Annotated in this window: 15 protein-coding genes; 11 read left to right on the top strand and 4 right to left on the bottom strand. The window is 74.1% G+C overall.

Annotation, left to right across the window (positions count from 1 at the left end; all coding sequences use genetic code 11):
* Nucleotides 1-28 precede the first annotated feature (28 nt).
* Nucleotides 29-1,135 (top strand): FAD-dependent monooxygenase, encoded by a 1,107-nt coding sequence (locus Q2K19_RS04845; RefSeq protein WP_302767983.1) that lies wholly within the window; start codon nucleotides 29-31, stop codon nucleotides 1,133-1,135.
* A gap of 140 nt (nucleotides 1,136-1,275) precedes the next feature.
* The gene (ctaD, locus tag Q2K19_RS04840) at nucleotides 1,276-3,033 is read left to right on the top strand and encodes an aa3-type cytochrome oxidase subunit I (protein ID WP_302767981.1); all 1,758 of its coding nucleotides are present in this window, start codon (nucleotides 1,276-1,278) and stop codon (nucleotides 3,031-3,033) included.
* Between the two features lie 237 nt (nucleotides 3,034-3,270).
* Here ctaD and Q2K19_RS04835 read toward each other — a convergent pair whose 3' ends face one another.
* The 4 genes from Q2K19_RS04835 to Q2K19_RS04820 form a co-directional block, all read right to left on the bottom strand.
* Nucleotides 3,271-4,485, bottom strand: coding sequence for an MFS transporter (locus Q2K19_RS04835; RefSeq protein WP_302767980.1), 1,215 nt, complete (start codon nucleotides 4,483-4,485; stop codon nucleotides 3,271-3,273).
* 64 nt (nucleotides 4,486-4,549) lie between these two features.
* The gene (locus Q2K19_RS04830) at nucleotides 4,550-5,131 is read right to left on the bottom strand and encodes an isochorismatase family protein (protein ID WP_302767978.1); all 582 of its coding nucleotides are present in this window, start codon (nucleotides 5,129-5,131) and stop codon (nucleotides 4,550-4,552) included.
* A 14-nt stretch (nucleotides 5,132-5,145) separates the two neighbouring features.
* The gene (locus Q2K19_RS04825; RefSeq protein WP_302767976.1) at nucleotides 5,146-6,432 is read right to left on the bottom strand and encodes a nicotinate phosphoribosyltransferase; all 1,287 of its coding nucleotides are present in this window, start codon (nucleotides 6,430-6,432) and stop codon (nucleotides 5,146-5,148) included.
* A gap of 16 nt (nucleotides 6,433-6,448) precedes the next feature.
* Complete coding sequence (locus Q2K19_RS04820; protein WP_302767974.1) at nucleotides 6,449-9,127, bottom strand: LuxR C-terminal-related transcriptional regulator; 2,679 nt, start codon at nucleotides 9,125-9,127, stop codon at nucleotides 6,449-6,451.
* Between the two features lie 204 nt (nucleotides 9,128-9,331).
* On the opposite strand from Q2K19_RS04820, the gene Q2K19_RS04815 reads away from it, so the two are divergent.
* From Q2K19_RS04815 to Q2K19_RS04775, 9 genes are all read left to right on the top strand, one after another.
* Nucleotides 9,332-10,906 (top strand): P-loop NTPase family protein, encoded by a 1,575-nt coding sequence (locus tag Q2K19_RS04815; RefSeq protein WP_302767972.1) that lies wholly within the window; start codon nucleotides 9,332-9,334, stop codon nucleotides 10,904-10,906.
* 115 nt (nucleotides 10,907-11,021) lie between these two features.
* A complete protein-coding gene (gene clpS, locus Q2K19_RS04810) occupies nucleotides 11,022-11,312 on the top strand; it encodes an ATP-dependent Clp protease adapter ClpS (RefSeq protein ID WP_111242404.1) in 291 nt (96 codons plus the stop codon).
* 2 nt (nucleotides 11,313-11,314) lie between these two features.
* Nucleotides 11,315-11,812 carry a DUF2017 domain-containing protein gene (locus tag Q2K19_RS04805; RefSeq protein WP_302772280.1) on the top strand — a complete coding sequence of 166 codons (498 nt, stop codon included), beginning with the start codon at nucleotides 11,315-11,317 and terminating at the stop codon, nucleotides 11,810-11,812.
* Between the two features lie 55 nt (nucleotides 11,813-11,867).
* Nucleotides 11,868-12,356 (top strand): M67 family metallopeptidase, encoded by a 489-nt coding sequence (locus Q2K19_RS04800; RefSeq protein WP_302767969.1) that lies wholly within the window; start codon nucleotides 11,868-11,870, stop codon nucleotides 12,354-12,356.
* Nucleotides 12,357-12,426: 70 nt separating this feature from the next.
* Nucleotides 12,427-12,789: a MoaD family protein gene (locus Q2K19_RS04795; RefSeq protein ID WP_302767967.1), complete on the top strand. Its 363-nt coding sequence runs from the start codon at nucleotides 12,427-12,429 to the stop codon at nucleotides 12,787-12,789.
* Nucleotides 12,790-12,800: 11 nt separating this feature from the next.
* Nucleotides 12,801-13,766: a PLP-dependent cysteine synthase family protein gene (locus Q2K19_RS04790; RefSeq protein ID WP_302767965.1), complete on the top strand. Its 966-nt coding sequence runs from the start codon at nucleotides 12,801-12,803 to the stop codon at nucleotides 13,764-13,766.
* Between the two features lie 226 nt (nucleotides 13,767-13,992).
* A complete protein-coding gene (locus Q2K19_RS04785; protein WP_302767963.1) occupies nucleotides 13,993-14,739 on the top strand; it encodes an MBL fold metallo-hydrolase in 747 nt (248 codons plus the stop codon).
* A gap of 92 nt (nucleotides 14,740-14,831) precedes the next feature.
* A complete protein-coding gene (locus tag Q2K19_RS04780; protein ID WP_302767962.1) occupies nucleotides 14,832-15,974 on the top strand; it encodes a glycosyltransferase family 4 protein in 1,143 nt (380 codons plus the stop codon).
* Complete coding sequence (locus tag Q2K19_RS04775) at nucleotides 15,971-17,134, top strand: glycosyltransferase (RefSeq protein WP_302767960.1); 1,164 nt, start codon at nucleotides 15,971-15,973, stop codon at nucleotides 17,132-17,134. The genes Q2K19_RS04780 and Q2K19_RS04775 overlap by 4 nt, the downstream gene beginning before the upstream one ends.
* The last annotated feature ends 30 nt before the right edge of the window (nucleotides 17,135-17,164 follow it).

Genomic DNA, 17,164 nt, shown 5'->3' with positions numbered 1-17,164 from the left:
CCGAACCCCTCCGGAGGCGTACACCACGATGGGTGGCTCCCCCGTGCGCATCCTCGTCGTCGGCGCGGGCATCGCCGGTCTCGCCGTGGCCCGGGCGCTGCGCCTGGCGGGGTTCCGTCCCGACGTGACCGAGAAGCTGCCCGCGGGCGAGCTCCATGACATGGGCCTCTACCTGCCCGGCAACGCCGCCCGGGCGTTGCGCCGGCTGGATCTCGACGGGCCGGTCCGGCCCCTGGGCCAGGTCATCCACCGCCAGCGGTTCCTCGACGCCACCGGGGCGACGCTCTGCGAGCTCGACCTCCACGCGCTCTGGGGCGGCGTCGGCGAGTGCCGGGCGCTGCTTCGCGCCGAGCTGCACCGGGTACTGCTCACCGGTGCCGGCGGGGCGGTGCGGCACGGCGCCGAGGTACGCACCATCGACCAACTGCCGGGCGCTGTGGGAGTCACCTTCGCCGACGGCACGACCACCGAGTACGACCTCGTGATCGGCGCGGACGGCCCACGCTCGTCGATCCGTACCCTTGCCGCCCTCGGCGGCCCGCCCCGCCCCACCGGCCAGGTCGTCTACCGGAGCGTGATCCGGCACGGCCCGCCGGTCACCGAGTGGACGGCTCTGCTCGGGCAGCGGGCCGGCTTCCTGGTCGTGCCGATCGGGGCCGGCCGGCTGCACTGCTACGCCGATGAGACCGGCGGCACGCCGCCCGCCGACCCGCTGGCCCGGCTGCGCGACCTCTTCGGCGGCTACGGCGGACCGGTGCCGGACGTCCTCGACTGCCTCGAGAGTGTGCACGTGGGCGTCACCGACGAGGTGGAGCTGGGGCGCTGGTTCCACGGCCGCGTTCTGCTCGTCGGTGACGCGGCCCACGCCACCGCGCCGACCCTCTCCCAGGGCGCCGCCATGGCGCTGGAGGACGCCGTGGTGCTCGCCGAGTCGCTCACGGCCACCAGCAGCGTGGACGCCGCGCTGATCGCGTACGAGAGCCGCCGGCGGCCGCGTACCCGATGGGTGCGGGACCGGACCCGGGACCGCAACCGGACCCGCGACGTGCCGCCGCCGCTGCGCGACCCGCTGCTGCGCGGACGGGGCGGACGGATCTTCCAGGAGCACTACCGGTTGCTGGTCGGCCCGCTCTGACCGGCGGGGCAAGGCGGAAGATCGTAGCCGCCCACCCCACGCGGCGCCCCCACCTACCGGGGACTATCCTCCTTGCGGATGACGGCTGCGCAGATGACCAGCGCGTGCCGAGCGACACAACCGAGAACCGGAGGCCACTCGTGACCACCGTCGCACCCAAGCCGGTCGTGACCCGGCCCTGGCCGGTCCGCGAGCCGGTCAAGGGGTCGGCCATCGCGCGGCTGCTGCGCACCACGGACGCGAAGCAGATCGGGATCATGTACATGGTCACCGCGTTCGCGTTCTTCATGATCGGCGGCCTGATGGCGCTGATCATGCGCGCCGAGCTGGCGCGGCCGGGCCTGCAGTTCCTGTCGCCCGAGCAGTACAACCAGCTCTTCACCATGCACGGCACGATCATGCTGCTGTTCTTCGCGACGCCGATCGTGTTCGCCTTCGCGAACTACGTGGTGCCGCTGCAGATCGGCGCGCCCGACGTGTCGTTCCCCCGGCTCAACGCCTTCGCCTACTGGCTGTACCTCTTCGGCGGCACCATCGCCGTGGCCGGCTTCATCAGCCCCGGTGGCGCCGCCGACTTCGGCTGGACGGCGTACACCCCGCTGAGCACGGCCGAGCACTCGCCGGGCGTCGGCGCCAACATGTGGGTCGTCGGCCTGGCCATCTCCGGTCTGGGCACCATCCTCGGCGCGGTCAACCTGATCACCACGATCCTGACCCTGCGCGCCCCCGGCATGACCATGTTCCGGATGCCGATCTTCACCTGGAACATGCTGGTCACCAGCCTGCTGGCGATCCTGGTCTTCCCGCTGCTGGCCGCCGCGCTGTTCGCGCTCGCCGCAGACCGCCTGATCGGTGCCCACGTGTACGACCCGGCTACCGGCGGGCCGATGCTCTGGCAGCACCTGTTCTGGTTCTTCGGGCACCCCGAGGTCTACATCGTGGCGCTGCCGTTCTTCGGCATCATCAGCGAGATCATCCCGGTCTTCTCCCGGAAGCCGATCTTCGGCTACAAGGGCCTGGTCGCCGCCACCATCTCGATCGCCGCCCTGTCGATGAGCGTCTGGGCGCACCACATGTTCGCCACCGGCCAGGTGCTGCTGCCGTTCTTCAGCTTCCTCAGCTACCTGATCGCCGTGCCGACCGGCATGAAGTTCTTCAACTGGATCGGCACCATGTGGCGGGGCCAGATCACCTTCGAGACGCCGATGCTCTGGGCGATCGGCTTCCTGGTGACCTTCCTCTTCGGTGGTCTGACCGGCGTGATCCTGGCCAGCCCGCCGCTGGACTTCCACATCACCGACTCGTACTTCGTGGTGGCGCACTTCCACTACGTGCTCTTCGGCACGATCGTGTTCGCCGTCTTCGCGGGCATCTACTTCTGGTTCCCGAAGATGTTCGGCCGGATGCTCGACGAGCGGCTGGGCAAGGTGCACTTCTGGCTGACCATGATCGGCTTCCACACCACCTTCCTGGTGCAGCACTGGCTCGGCGCCGAGGGCATGCCCCGCCGGTACGCCGACTACCTGCCCGGCGACGGCTTCACCACGCTGAACACGATCTCCACGATCGGCGCGTTCATCACCGGTATCTCGACCCTGCCGTTCATCTGGAACTGCTGGAAGTCGTACAAGGCCGGTCCGGTGGTCGAGGTCGACGACCCGTGGGGTCACGGCAACTCGCTCGAGTGGGCCACCAGCAGCCCGCCGCCGCTGCGGAACTTCGACCGGATGCCGCGGATCCGCTCCGAGCGGCCGGCGTTCGACCTCAAGTTCCCGGAGCTGGCCGCCGGCCAGACCCTGGCCGGCCCGCCGGAGGGTGGCGCCAAGCCGCTCACCAGCCAGGCCAACGGTGGCGCCAGCTACACGGAGGACACCGCCAGCAACCTCGACCAGCGCTGACCCTGCCTGAACCAGACGACGGGCGCCGCACCCACCCGGGTGCGGCGCCCGTCGCCATTCCTCCTCGCCGGTGATCCCCTCAACGCCTCCGCACCCTCGGGCGGGGAGGTGGGGAGCTGGAGATCCCGGCGAGCGGGCTGGCCGCCCGACTGCCGCAGGTTGTCATCGTGAAGCCCGCCGCCCGGCGCCCGCCTGCCGTCCGAAGGGAAGCGGCAGGCGGGCAGGGCTGGGTGCGGGTCAGAGGGTGGCGGGGGCCAGGTCGGGTTCCGGGGTGGCGGTGACGGGCTGGCGGCGGTGGCGGAGCTCGACGGGGAGCACCGCCAGGGCCACCAGGACACCGATCGCGCCGGTGACCGCGAAGCCCCAGAGCGGGGCCGAGGCGTCGATCACCGCGCCGGCCAGCGGCGCGCCGAGAGCGATGCCGACGGTGACGGCGGAGCCGTGCAGGCCCATCGCCTCACCGCGTACGCCGGCCGGGGCGAGCCGGCTCACCGCGTCCGCGGTCGAGGCGATGGTGGGCGCGCAGAGCGCGCCGGTCGGCACGAGTGCCAGGCAGAGCAACCACCAGTGCGCCCCGCCCAACCCGACCGGGATGGTGGTGAGGCTGAGCGCCGCCATCAGGGCAAGCGGGGAGAGGGAGCGGGTCACCGCCCCGTACGCGAAGCCACCCACCAGCGACGCCACCGCCCACGCGGCCAGCACGACGCCGGTCCAGCCGACCTCGCCGCCGGCCCGCAGCACGGCCACCACCGCGACGTCGGTGCCGCCGAGCACCAGGGTGGCGGCCAGGCTGACCGCCAGTACGGCGAGCAGCCGGGGCGTGAGCCACTCCCGGCGGGGCACCTTGCGGTGCGGGCCGACCGGCTCGTCGGCACTGCGGGTGGGCGGGTCGAGCAACCAGAACCCGATCCCGGAGGCCACGATGCCGGCGCCCACCGCCCACATGGTGATCCGCGGGCTGATGGCGGTGGACAGGGCCACGGCCAGCGCCGGGCCGACCATGAACGACAGCTCCACCGACATCGAGTCGAGCGCGTAGGCCGGGCGGCGCCGTTCGGCCGGCACCAGCGCGGCGACCGACTGGCGGACCACCGAGAAGACCGGCAGGGCGAGCAGCCCGGCCAGGAACGCGGCCGGCAGCAGCACCGGGTAGGACAGGGCCGGCGCGCTGGCCCAGAAGACGCCCTCGGCGACCGTGGTCACCAGCAGCACCGGGCGGAGCCCCCGCCGGTCGACCAGCCGCCCGAGCAGCGGGGAGCCGAGCGCGGCGCCGACGGTGGAGGCGGCCCCGACCAGACCGGCCGCGCCGTAGCCACGGCCGAGGTCGAGCACGACGTGGAAGGTGAGCGTCACCCCGGTCGCGGTCAGCGGCATGCGGGCCAGCACCGACACCAGCAGCAACGACCGGAGACCGGGCAGGGCGAGCGCCTCCCGGTAAGGCTTCAAGTTCACGACGGTCCGTACCTCCGGCGGACATCCTTGACCGGGGGTACGACAGCCGCAAGCAATTACCTGGTCAAGCGGTCCTGATCACAGCCGCGCCCACCATGGCGACGCCGGCACCGTCCATCGCCCGCAGCGCCACGTCCAGCGTCTCCGGCGCCACGGCGGCGGTGTGGTCGAGCAGCACCGTGGTGCGGAAGCCCTCCTTGGCCGCGTCCAGGGCGGTGGCCCGGACGCAGTGGTCGGTGGCGATCCCGACCACGTCGACCCGGTCGACGTCATGCCGGCGCAGCCAGTCGGCCAGGCACTCGCCGTCGTCCGCGTGCCCCTCGAAACCGGAGTACGCGGCCGCGTACTCGCCCTTGTGGAAGATCGCCTCCACCCGCCCGGTTTCCAGGTCGGGGTGGAACTCGGACCCGGCGGTGCCCACCACGCAGTGCCGTGGCCAGCATTCGACGTAGTCCGGCGGATCGCCGAAGTGCGCGCCCGGGTCGATGTGGTAGTCCTTCGTCGCCACCACGTGGTCCCACCGGTCCGGCTCGGCGGCGAGCAGCCGGGAGATGCCGGCCGCCACGCCGGCCCCGCCGGTCACCGCGAGGGAGCCGCCCTCGCAGAAGTCGTTCTGCACGTCCACGACGATCAACGCGTTGCTCACGCTGGCGCCCCTCCTCAGGCTGCGGGTACGACGGTCACCGGGACGGCCGGGTCGCCGCCGGAGAGCTTCAGGCCCTCCCAGGGGATCGAGATCAGGCACTGCCGCAGGTGCTCCCGCGACTCGTCCAGGGTGGGCAGCGGCACCGGCTCGCCCTCGACGACGAAGGAGTGCTGGAGCAACCGGTCGTTGGGCTGCCGGTCCGGCACGCCCTGCGGCACGATGACCTCCTCGGTGGCGGTGCCCGTCGGCTTGTGCCGGCGGACCGCCACCTTCCGGCCGCCGATGGTCGCCTTCTGCTCCGAGCGCTTGACCACCGGCCGCCCCTCGACCTCGACCAGCTTGTAGACCAGGCCGGCGGTGGGCGCGCCGGAGCCGGTCACCACCGCGGTGCCGGCGCCGTACATGTCGACCGGCTCGGCGGCGAGCGCGGCGATGGCGTACTCGTCCAGGTCGCCGGAGACGATGATCTTCGTCTCGGTGGCGCCGAGTGAGTCGAGCAGCTCCCGGGACTGCTGGGCGATCACCGCGAGGTCGCCCGAATCGATCCGGATCGCCCGCAGCTCCGGCCCGGCCACCTCGATCGCGTTCCGGATGCCCTGGCTGATGTCGTACGTGTCGACCAGCAGCGTGGTGTTCTTGCCCAGGGTGGCGACCTGCGAGGCGAACGCCGCCCGCTCGTCGTCGTGCAGCAGGGTGAACGCGTGCGCCGCGGTGCCCGCGGTGGGGATGCCGTAGCGCTGGCCGGCGGCCAGGTTGGAGGTGAACCGGAACCCGGCCAGGTACGCCGCTCGGGCCGCGGCCACCGCCGCCCCCTCGTGCGCCCGGCGGGAGCCCATCTCGATCAGCGTCCGGCCGCGGGCGGCGGTGACCATCCGGGCCGCCGCCGCGGCCACCGCGCAGTCGTAGTTGAGCACCGACAGCACCAGCGTCTCCAGCACCACGCACTCGGCGAAGGTGCCGGAGACCGTGAGGATCGGGGAGCCGGGGAAGAAGAGCTCACCCTCGGCGTACCCGTCGATGTCACCGGTGAAGCGGTAGTTGCTCAGCCACTCGGCGCCCCGGTCGTCCACCACCCCGGTGCGCCGCAGGAAGTCGACCTCGTCGGCGTCGAACCGGAACTCCCGGATCAGCTCGATCAGCCGCCCGGTCCCGGCGACCACCCCGTAGCGGCGGCCGGCCGGCAGCCGGCGGGTGAACACCTCGAAGACGCAGCGGCGGTCGGCGGTGCCGTCGCGCAGGGCGGCACTGACCATGGTCAGCTCGTAGTGGTCGGTCAGCAGCGCGGGGCGAAGGGTGCTCACCGGTTCAGCCTAGAGTTCACGGTCCCTCCATGCCGTCGTGGCCCGGCATCGACCGCAGGGCGGCCCGCAGCTCGGCGCGGCCGGTCACCCCGAGCTTGCTGTAGACCCGCTGGAGGTGGTTCTCCACCGTCCGGCTGGACAGGTAGAGCCGCTCGGCGATGGCTCGGCTGGTGGCGCCCTCGGCGGCGAGCCGGGCGACCTGCCACTCGCGCTCGCTCAGCGTCGGGCGCAGCTGCTGCAGCGCCGGCGTGGAGACCCCGTCGCAGCGGCGGAGCAGAGCGGCGAGCCGGTCCCGCGCCGGGCCGGTCGCGGCGGCGCGCTCGCGCGTCGCCCTTTCCAGGGCCATCGCGGTGGCCTCGGCGGCGTACACGACCAGGTCCCGTTCGGCGAAGCCGTCGGCGACGGCGAGCAGCTCGGTGGGGGAGTCCTCGACCACGGCGCGGGCGTACCGGGCGACCAGCGGCGGCAGCATCCCGTCGATCCGCTCGGAGAGGTCCGCTAGGCGCTGCGCCACCGTCCGCCGGCCGCCGTCGGTGCAGGTCGGCCCGACCGGCGCGGTGCCCTGGCCCAGCCGTACCAGGTCCAGCAGGACCAGCAGTTCGTGGCCGGCGAGGGCGTCCTCGCGGAGCCGGTCGGCCAGCGCGCCGAGGTGCTTGGTGGCGGCGGGCAGGTCGCCGGCCACCGCGTACACCGCGCCGCGCGCCTGCTCCAGCCACGGGTAGAGCACGGCCATGCCCGGCGCGTGGGTGCGGTCCGCCTCCGCCATCGCCTCCGCCGCGTGCGCCGCGTCGCCGCGCAGCGCGGCCGCCTGGGCCCGCTCGGCGTGCGCCAGGCCGGCGTACACCCGGCTGGTGGCGAGCACCGCGCAGGCGCCGAGGCTGGTCTTGAGCGCCTCGTCGCTGCGCCCCCGGAGCCGGGCCGCGTACGCCTGGAGGATGGCCAGGTAGCCGGTGCCGAGCCGGAAGTCCCCCGCGCCGGCCAGGTCGGCGAACTCGTCGGCCACGATCGCGTCGATGCCGGCCAGGTCGCCGGAGAGCGCCAGCCGGGTGCCCCGGGCCAGTTCCATGGCGAGCTGGAGGTAGGGCATGTCACCCCGCCAGCGGGCCGCCTCGGCCTGCACCCGGGCGATGGCGGTGGCGCTGCGCCGGTACTGCCCCTGGGCGGCCTGGAGGTGGGCGATGGTGCACCGGGCCAGCTCCCGCGCGGCCACCGGCGCGGCGGGCCGGTCGAGCACCGCCTGGGCGAGCCGCAGCGCGGCGCCGGTGTCCAGCCCGTGCAGCCGCATGATCGCCTCGAAGGCGCGGACCCGGGCCCGGTCGGCCGGGTCGGTCAGCTCGGCGCCGCGCGCCGAGATCTCGTCCACGGTGGACTCGCGGCTGAGCCCCCAGTAGCTGACCATGCCCCGGACCGTCAGCCAGCGGCCGCGCCGCCGGTCGTCGTGGACCGCCCCGGCGACCGAGTCGAGCACCTGGATCGCCTCGTCCGGCCGGTCGGCGAACATGAGGATGGTGGCGAGCAGTTCGGCGGCGTGGAAGCCGCCGTCGGCCTCCAGCGCCGCCCGGGCCAGCCGGGTGGCCAGCGGCACGTCGTACCGGCCAAAGGCCTGGGCGGCCGCGTCGAGCAGCAGCGCCGGATTCTGCGCCGTGCCCGAGTCGAGCCGCCACACCGCGACCCGGAGCAGATCGTCCCGGCGGCGCTTGCCGACCTGTTCGAGCAGCTCGGCCAGGGTCGCCTGGAGCCGGCGGGTGCGGCTGACCGGGCACTGCCGGCGCATCACCTCGCCGTAGAGCGGGTGGGCGAGCCGGACGTCCAGCCGCCGGTCGTCGTGGACCATGCTGATCAGGCCGCGCTCCTCGGCGGTCTCCACGTCGGCCGGGTCGACCGCCTGCTGAAGCAGGTGCAGACCGAGCGGTTCGCCGAACGCGACCAGCTCGACCACCGACCGTACGCCGGGCGTGAGCTGGCCGATCCGGGCGTCGATCAGGTCGGTGAGGCTGGGCGCCAGCTCCAGCCGGCCGGTCCACTTCCAGATCCCGTACGTCCGGCTCAGCTCGCCGCCGCCCGAGACGGCCAGCACCAGCTCGCGCAGGAGCAGCGGGTTGCCGGCGGAGAGCCGGAACAGTCGCTCGGCGGTGCCCGCGTCGACCGGCCCACCGAGGATCGCGGCGAGCAGCCCGGTGGTGTCGGTCGGGCCGAGCGGGTCCAGCTCGACCATGTCGACCAGGTCGTCGGTCCAGAGCGCGCGGATCGGCAGCGGGATCTGCTCGCCGTTGCGCAGCGTCCCGATCACGGTCGCGTTCTCGGCCCGGGCGATGAGGTGCACCAGCGCCGCCGAGGGCGGGTCGAGCAGGTGCGCGTCGTCGATCGCGAGCACGATCGGCCGGCCGGCGGCCTGCTCCTGGAGCACGTCCACGGCCCAGCGCAGGAGGCCGGCGGGGGAGAGCCCCTGCGGCTGCTCGGCCGGCAGGACCTGGACGAGGCCGCCGAAGGGCAGCGTGGCGGTGGTGGCGCTGGCCGCGACCGACCAGACCGCGTACCGATCGGTGGAGAGGTTGGACACGCCCTCGCGCAGCAGCCGGCTCTTGCCGACCCCGGCGCTGCCGCCGAAGAGCAGTCCGCGCGCTTCCGGGCCGCCGACCGCCGACACCAGACGGTTGAGTTCGGTCGTTCGGCCGACGAAGTCCCACCGACTCATCGGTGCAGCATATCGACGGTAATCCGTCCGCGCGCGTGCCGTCACGCAGCGAAGTTGAGTAATCTGGCGATTACTGGTGAGTATCTCGAGTGTTCCGGGTCGGACTCCCGACCGCCGTACTCTTCCGACATCCGGGGTCTCACCACCGGATCATCCCCATGCGACCGGACCGCGACCCGGTTGCCTGACCGGGAGGCACGCCTGATGAAGCCGGGTCCTGTTTCCTCGGTCGACGTGCCCGATCCGGGCGGGCCGGCCGAGTCGCCACGCTGCGCGCCGCTGCCCACCCGGCTCGGGCTCACCGAGCCCCGCCCCGACGAGCCGCTGGCCGTCGTCGTGGCGGGTCCGGCCGGCGCCGGGCGGCGTGAGCTGCTGGCCGGCCTGCTCGGGATGGAGCCCGCGATGCTGGATGTGCCGGCGGGCAGCTACCTGCTGGTCAACCACGCCCGGGTGCCGACCCGGGCCGCGTACGTGCCGGGCTACCGCCAGCCGCACTCGTACGGCGCCGACCCGCTGGCGGCGGGTCCGGCCCTGGCCCGGCCCCCGCGCCGGGTCGAGCTGAGCCTGCCGGACCCACTGCTGCGGCACTTCTCGGTGCTCGACACGCCGCACACCGGCTCGCTGGGCGTCGCCGACGGCCGGGTGCTCCTGGACGTGGTGGGCCGGGCCGGCGCGCTGCTCTTCGTGATCTCCGCCGACCAGGCGTTCACCGCCGCCGAGCTGCACCTGCTGGCGGAGATCGCCCGCACCCGGGTCGAGGTGTTCTTCGCGGTCACCCCCGGAGCGGCCGGCTGGGCGACCCCGGCGGACGGCCCGACGCCGACGGAGGGCGCGGGGGCGTCCGTCCCGTCGTCCGGTCGTCCGGGACCGCCCGCGCCGCGCCCGGCCGGGCGCCGGGTCGACCCGGCGGAGGTCTCCCTCGCGGCGCACCGCGCCGCCCTGCTGGCCGCGGTGCCCCGGCTGGCCGCCGCCCGGTGGTACGCGGTCCGGCAGGCCGACCACTCGATTCTGCGCCGGACGCTGGTCGCCTGGGCGGCCGACGAGGGGCTGCGCCGGGCCAGCGTCCGGCCGCCGGAACCGCCGGGCGCGCACGGCAAGGTGCCGGTGGTGCCCGGGCTCGACGCCGGCGAACTCGCCGAGCGGCTGGACCGCCGGACCCGCTCCTGCGCGCAGCGCATCCGGCAGCACCTCGCCCTGGAACTGGCCAACATCCACCTCCGGGTGGTGCAGGAGATCGTCTTCGGGGTCGGCTGCGCCGGCCTGCCGCAGCTGCTCGACCGGGAGATGGAGGGGCTGTCGCTGCTCGCCACCGCCCAGTGCGACGAGGCCGCCCGGACCATCCTCGACGAGACGGCGGCCCGGGCCTTCGGAGCGCCGCTGGCCGAGGGGGTCCGCCGCCGGATCACGCACGCCGTGCGGTGGGGTCTCGCCGACCACCCCGCCGGCCGGGAGCTGGACAGGGTGCTCCTGGTCACCAGCACGGCCGGGGTGGCCGGGTTGACCGGCGGCGGCGCGTTCGAGGCGCTCTCCGGCTTCCCGGGGGCGGAGCGCGACGAGGTGCTGCCCCCGGTCGGGGTGGCGCTCTCCGGCGGCTGCTGGCAGCACTGGCGGGTCCCCGGCAACGACGATCCGAACGGCGCGCGCTCCTGGGCGCAGCGGGCGTTGCGTGAGGTCGAGCTCGAACTGTCCCGCGAGGTGTCCCGCCGCTTCGAGGTGATCCGTCTCTCGCTGGGTGCGGTGCTGACCGATGCTGTCGACCACGGCATCCTGCTCGCCTGAGATGGCCCCCGCCGCACGGTCGACCGGGTCGCCGGGCGCGGCCCGGGAGGGTGATCCCGACCGGGGCGGCGTTCCGGTTCATCGGTTCCCCGGATCCGGTGGCACGATGGGGGGCATGGCGGCTCCACAGGTTGCACCGGTCGAGACGCCGGACACCGACGAGGTGCCGGCGTCCGACCGGCCCTGGGTGACGATCGTCTGGGACGATCCGGTGAACCTCATGACGTACGTGACCTGGGTGTTCCAGAAGCTCTTCGGGTACAGCCGGGAGAAGGCCGAGCAGCTCATGCTGGATGTGCACCACAAGGGCAAGGCGGTGGTCTCCAGCGGGGCCCGGGAGCGGATGGAGCACGACGCGTCGCAGCTGCACGCGTACGGGCTCTGGGCGACGGTGGACCGGTCGTGAGCATGTTCCGTCGCCAGGGCGACCGCTACGTGGCCACCTTCGCGGTGGACGAGGCCCGGGTGCTGCGCAAGGTCGCCTCCGAGGTGGTCGGCCTGCTCACCGACGGCTTCGACCACGGCGACCCGGTGGTCGGCCGGCTCTTCCCCGAGGTCTACCCGGAGGACGCGGCGAGCACCGCCGAGTTCCGCCGCTACACCGAGGGCGACCTCAAGACCGCCAAGATCGACCAGGCCGGGGCGATCCTCGCCGCGCTGCCCGACGGCGAGACCGGCGGCGAGGTGCGCCTGGACGCGGAGGCGGCCGAGGCGTGGCTGCGCGCGCTCAACGACGCGCGGCTGGCCATGGGCGTCCGGCTGGAGATCAAGGACGGCACGGACCTCGGTGAGGAGCTCGACGACGCGGTCGCCGAGGACCCCACCTCGTCGCGGGTGTTCCAACTATCGGTCTACGCGTATCTCGGCTATCTCCAGGAATCCCTGCTCAACGCCCTGATCGACTGACTGGTGACGGTCGCCACCTCGCCGGGCCGGACGGCCAGGCGCTAGGCTGGTCGGCGTGCTGAGCATCGACCGGTCGATCATCGACGCGATCGTGGCCCACGCGCGTCGGGACCACCCGGACGAGGCGTGCGGCGTGGTCGCCGGTCCCGCCGGCAGCGACACCCCGACCCGGCACCTCCCGATGGAGAACGCCGCCCGCTCCATGACCTTCTACGAGTTCGACTCGATGGAGCAGCTGAAGCTGTGGCGGGAGATGGACGACCGCGACGAGGAGCCGGTCGTCATCTACCACTCGCACACCGCGACCGAGGCCTACCCGTCGCGCACGGACATCTCCTTCGCCGGTGAGCCGGGAGCGCACTACCTGCTCGTCTCGACCCGTGAGCCCGACACGGAGGAGATCCGCTCCTTCCGCATCGTGGACGGCGTGGTGACCGAGGAGCCGGTCCGGATCGTGGATGCCGCCGTGGACCCGCACGCCGTCCAGTCCTACATGTTCGGGCAGAGCCCGGCGACGGTCGACTACGAGTGTTCCGGCCGCTGACCCGTCAGCGCCGGCACACCCTTCTTTCTCCCGTCACCTGGCACGATCCGAACAAGGAGCACGAGACATCATGGCCATCGAGGTTCGCATCCCCACCATCCTGCGCAGCTACACCGGCGGCGCGAAGGTCGTCGAGGGCACCGGCGACACGCTGGGCGACCTGCTCACCGACCTGGACTCCCGGCACGCCGGTCTGAAGGCCCGGCTGGTCACCGACGCCGGCGCCCTGCACCGGTTCGTCAACGTCTACGTCAACGACGAGGACGTCCGCTTCCTCGGCGCGCTCGACGCGAAGCTCAACGACGGCGACAGCGTCACCATCCTGCCGGCCGTGGCCGGCGGTGCTTTCGGCTTCGCCGCGGCAGCGGCGATCGCGCGGCACAGTGCCGCCGCGGCGGCGGTCGCCGGTGCGGCGCGCGTAGCGCGCCGCTGAGGGCGGTCGCCATGGCGCGGTACGACAGCCTGCTCGACGCCTGTGGCGGCACGCCCCTGGTGGGGCTGCCCCGGCTCTCCCCGACGGTGCCCGACGGCGCGCCGCCCGTGCGGCTCTGGGCGAAGCTGGAGGACCGGAACCCGACCGGCAGCATCAAGGACCGGGCCGCCCTGTTCATGGTCCGCGCGGCCGAGGAGGGTGGTCGGCTCCGTCCGGGTGACACGATCCTCGAGCCGACCAGCGGCAACACCGGCATCTCGCTGGCCATGGTGGCCAAGCTGCGCGGCTACCGGCTGGTCTGCGTGATGCCGGAGAACGTCTCCACCGAGCGGGTCCAGCTGCTCCGGATGTACGGCGCGGAGATCATCTTCTCGCCGGCCGCCGGCGGCTCGAACCAGGCTGTCGCCACCGCCAAGCAGATCGCCGCCGAGCACCCCGACTGGGTGATGCTCTACCAGTACGGCAACGAGGCGAACGCCCGGGCCCACTACGAGACGACCGGGCCGGAGCTGCTGCACGACCTGCCCACGATCACCCACTTCGTGGCGGGCCTGGGCACCACCGGCACCCTGATGGGCACGGGGCGCTACCTGCGGGAGAAGGTCGAGGACATCCAGGTCGTCGCCGCCGAGCCGCGGTACGGCGAGCTGGTCTACGGCCTGCGCAACATCGACGAGGGGTACGTCCCCGAGCTCTACGACGCCACGGTGCTCTCCCGACGCTTCTCGGTGGGCACCCGGGACGCGGTGCTGCGTACCCGGCAGCTGGTCGAGGTGGAGGGGATTTTCGCCGGCTTCTCCACCGGCGCGATCCTGCACGCCGCCCTCGCGGTGGCGCACGAGGCGGTCCGGGACGGCCGCCGGGCCGATGTCGCGTTCGTGGTCGCCGACGGCGGCTGGAAGTACCTCTCCACCGGGGCGTACGGCGGCACCCTCGCGGACGCCGAGGACGCCCTGGAGGGGCAGCTCTGGGCCTGACGAAGCCCTGGATCGGGCCGGTCGGCGGCACCCGTCGACCGGCCCGATCCGTCATGTCCGACCCGGGACGCGTACGGGTGTCACGTTGATGACAACTTCCGTTAGCCGATTCTTGCCCGACCGGCCCGGCGCGTAGGCTGCGCAGCGTGACGTACGCGTCGGTAGAGATCATCGGCGGAGCGACTGCCGGTGGGTCGACTACCGAGCGTGATATCGAGGCGACCTGATGCGACTGACCGTCCTCGGCTGCGCGGGCAGCTTCCCGGGCCCCGAGTCCCCCTGCTCCGCCTACCTGGTGGAGGCGGACGGGTTCCGCCTGCTGATCGACTTCGGCTCCGGGGCGCTGTCCACCCTCCAGCGCTACGTCGGGCTGCACGCCCCCGACGCCATCCTCCTCACCCACCTGCACTGCGACCACATGCTCGACGCGGTCACCTACGTGGTGGTGCGGCGGTACGCCCCGGACGGCCCTTACCCGCCTCTGCCGGTGTACGCCCCAGCCGGCGCGCCCGACCGGATCGCCGCCGCGTACGGGCCGGACGACAACACGGTCGAGGACGTCTACCAGTTCTACGCCCTCGAGCCGGGCACCTTCCCGATCGGCCCGTTCAGCGTCACGGTCGACCGGATGAACCACCCGGTGGAGACGTACGGCGTGCGGCTGGAGCACGGCGGCAAGGTGCTCTGCTACTCGTCGGACACCGCACCCAGCGACGCGCTGCTGCGCCTGGCCCAGGGTGCCGACCTCTTCCTCTGCGAGGCCAGCTACCTCGACGGGGTGGAGAACCCGCCGGATCTGCACCTCACCGGCCGGGAGGCCGGCGAATACGCCACCAAGGCGGCCGTGGGCCGACTGCTGCTCACCCACCTGGTGCCAGCCTGGGGCAGCGAGTCACACACCGTGGAGGCGGCGGCCGGGGCGTACGCCGGGCCGCTCGACGTGGTGCGTCCCGGCGCCTGCTACGAGGTCTGACCACGACGGCGGCGCACCGCGTTGCCGCAGTGTTCGCCGCCCGGTCAGCGGCCGGTCGCCTGGCGCACCCGTCCGGGCCGCACCCTCGGGCCATGCGGATCGCCATCGTGACCGAGTCGTTCCCGCCGGACGTGAACGGCGTGGCGCACTCCGTGGTCCGGACCGCGGAACACCTGCTGGCCCGCGGCCACGAGCCGCTGGTCATCGCGCCGTCGCCGGCCGGCGGCCGGCGCCGGGCCACCGCGCGCCAGCCGTACCCCGTGGTCCGGATCCCGAGCGTGCCGCTCCCGCGCTACCAGGGCTTCCGGCTGGGCGTGCCGACCGCCGGGCTGTCCGGCGCGCTGCTCGGCCACCGGCCGGACGTCGTCCACCTGGCCAGCCCGTTCATCCTCGGCGCGGCCGGGGCCACCCTGGCCGCCCGGCACGGCCTCCCGGCCGTCGCGGTCTACCAGACCGACGTCGCCTCCTACGCCCGGGCGTACCGGGTGGGCTGGGGTGAGGCGGCCGCCTGGCGCCGACTGCGCGGGATCCACAACTCGGCGCAGCGCACCCTCGCGCCGTCGACCCGGGCGGCCGCCGACCTGATCGCCAACGGCATCCAGCGGATCTGGCTGTGGCGGCGCGGCGTCGACGCCGACCGCTTCCAGCCGGCCCGGCGCAGCGAGGAGCTGCGCCGCACCCTGGCGCCCGGCGGCGAGCTGCTCGTCGGCTACGTGGGCCGCCTCGCCCCGGAGAAGCGGGTGGAGCTGCTGGCGGCCGCCGCCCGGCTGCCCGGCGTACGGGTCGTGGTGGCCGGCGACGGCCCGGCCCGCCCGCAGCTCGAACGCGCCCTGCCCGGGGTGCGTTTCCTCGGCGTCCAGCACGGCGAGGCACTGGCCCGGCTCTACGCCAGCCTCGACGTCTTCGTCCACACCGGGCCGCACGAGACGTTCGGGCAGACGCTCCAGGAGGCGGCGGCCAGCGGCGTGCCGGTGGTCGCCCCGGCCAGCGGCGGCCCGGTGGACCTGGTCCAGACCGGCGTGACGGGCGTCCTGGTGCCGCCCGGTGACGGGGACGCGCTCGCCGCCGCGGTGGCGGAACTCATCGCCGATCCGGCCCGCCGGGCCGCCTACGGCCGCGCCGCCCGGGCCGCGGTGAGTCGGCGCAGCTGGCGCGCCGTGGGGGACGAACTGATCGGGCACTACGAGGCGGTGCTGGCCGGCGCACCGGCGGCCGGCCTTCCGGCGCGCGGATGACCGCCGGCGTGAGCCCGGCCCGGATCGTGCGGGTGGCGAACTTCGTGACCGGCCGCTCCGGCGGCCTGCGGACCGCCCTGCGGCACCTCGGCGCGGGCTACCTCGCCGCCGGCCACGAACCGGTGCTGGTCATCCCCGGCGCCCGGTACGGCGACACCCGCCGGCCATGGGGTCGGGAGATCACGCTGCCCGGACCGGAGGTGCCCGGCACCGGCGGCTACCGGGTGCTGGCCGACCGGCGCCGGCTGGCCCGGGTCCTCACCGACCTGGCGCCGGACCGGCTGGAGGTCTCCGACAGGAGCACCCTGCGCTGGACCGGCCGCTGGGCCCGAACCCACGGCGTGCCGTCGGTGATGGTCTCCCACGAGAGCCTGACCGGCCTGCTGGGCCAGTGGCGGCTGCCCGCCGGCCTCGCCCGTCGGGTCGCCGACCGGCTCAACCTGCAGACCCGGCACGGGTACGACCGGATCGTCTGCACCACCCGCTGGGCCGCCGAGGAGTTCGCCCGACTCGGCGCATCGCCGGTCGACCTGGTGCCGCTCGGCGTCGACCTGGCCACCTTCCATCCGCGACGCGCCGACCCGATGCTGCGCGAGCGGTACGCCGACCACACCGAGGTGCTGCTGGTGCACTGCGCGCGGCTGTCGGTGGAGAAGCGCCCCGAGCTGGCCGTGGCCGCCCTCGCCCGGCTGCGCCGCGTCGGCGTACCCGCCGTGCTGGTGATGGTGGGCGACGGGCCGCTGCGGCCCGCGCTGGCCCGGCGGGCGGCCGGCCTGCCGGTGCACTTCACCGGCTTCCTGCCCGACCGGGCGGCGATCGCCGCGCTGCTGGCCACCGCGGACGTGGTGCTCGCGCCCGGGCCGGTGGAGACCTTCGGCCTGGCCGGGCTGGAGGCGCTGGCGAGCGGCACGCCGGTGGTGGCGAACGCGGCCAGCGCCCTGCCCGAGGTGATCGGGCCGGGCGGGCTCGCCGCGGACGGCACTCCGTCGGCGTTCGCCGCGGCCGTCGTCCGGCTGCTGGAGCGCCCGGAGTCGGTTCGCCGCCGGGCCGCCCGGCAGCGAGCCGAGGAGTTCGGCTGGCCCGCCGCGGTCGCCGGTTTCCTCCGCGCGCACGGCGTGGCCGCCGGTCAGGCGGGGTCCGAAACCCCCGCCGTCACCTGACCCGCGCCCCGGGCGGCCGCCGGGTCGCGG

Origin of the sequence: Micromonospora sp. NBRC 110009 (genome assembly GCF_030518795.1) — a bacterium.
GTDB lineage: Bacteria > Actinomycetota > Actinomycetes > Mycobacteriales > Micromonosporaceae > Micromonospora.
Note: the sequence above shows the minus strand (reverse complement) of the source record. Positions and strands in the feature narration are given on the sequence as shown.

What these genes read in the sequence shown, in the direction of transcription:
- Q2K19_RS04845 (WP_302767983.1), top strand. Translation starts at nt 29, where the DNA reads ATGGGTGGCTCCCCCGTGCGCATCCTCGTCGTCGGCGCGGGCATCGCC.
- Q2K19_RS04820 (WP_302767974.1), bottom strand. Translation starts at nt 9,127, where the DNA reads ATGAGTCGGTGGGACTTCGTCGGCCGAACGACCGAACTCAACCGTCTG.
- Q2K19_RS04815 (WP_302767972.1), top strand. Translation starts at nt 9,332, where the DNA reads ATGAAGCCGGGTCCTGTTTCCTCGGTCGACGTGCCCGATCCGGGCGGG.
- clpS (WP_111242404.1), top strand. Translation starts at nt 11,022, where the DNA reads ATGGCGGCTCCACAGGTTGCACCGGTCGAGACGCCGGACACCGACGAG.
- Q2K19_RS04805 (WP_302772280.1), top strand. Translation starts at nt 11,315, where the DNA reads ATGTTCCGTCGCCAGGGCGACCGCTACGTGGCCACCTTCGCGGTGGAC.
- Q2K19_RS04795 (WP_302767967.1), top strand. Translation starts at nt 12,427, where the DNA reads ATGGCCATCGAGGTTCGCATCCCCACCATCCTGCGCAGCTACACCGGC.
- Q2K19_RS04790 (WP_302767965.1), top strand. Translation starts at nt 12,801, where the DNA reads ATGGCGCGGTACGACAGCCTGCTCGACGCCTGTGGCGGCACGCCCCTG.
- Q2K19_RS04785 (WP_302767963.1), top strand. Translation starts at nt 13,993, where the DNA reads ATGCGACTGACCGTCCTCGGCTGCGCGGGCAGCTTCCCGGGCCCCGAG.
- Q2K19_RS04780 (WP_302767962.1), top strand. Translation starts at nt 14,832, where the DNA reads ATGCGGATCGCCATCGTGACCGAGTCGTTCCCGCCGGACGTGAACGGC.
- Q2K19_RS04775 (WP_302767960.1), top strand. Translation starts at nt 15,971, where the DNA reads ATGACCGCCGGCGTGAGCCCGGCCCGGATCGTGCGGGTGGCGAACTTC.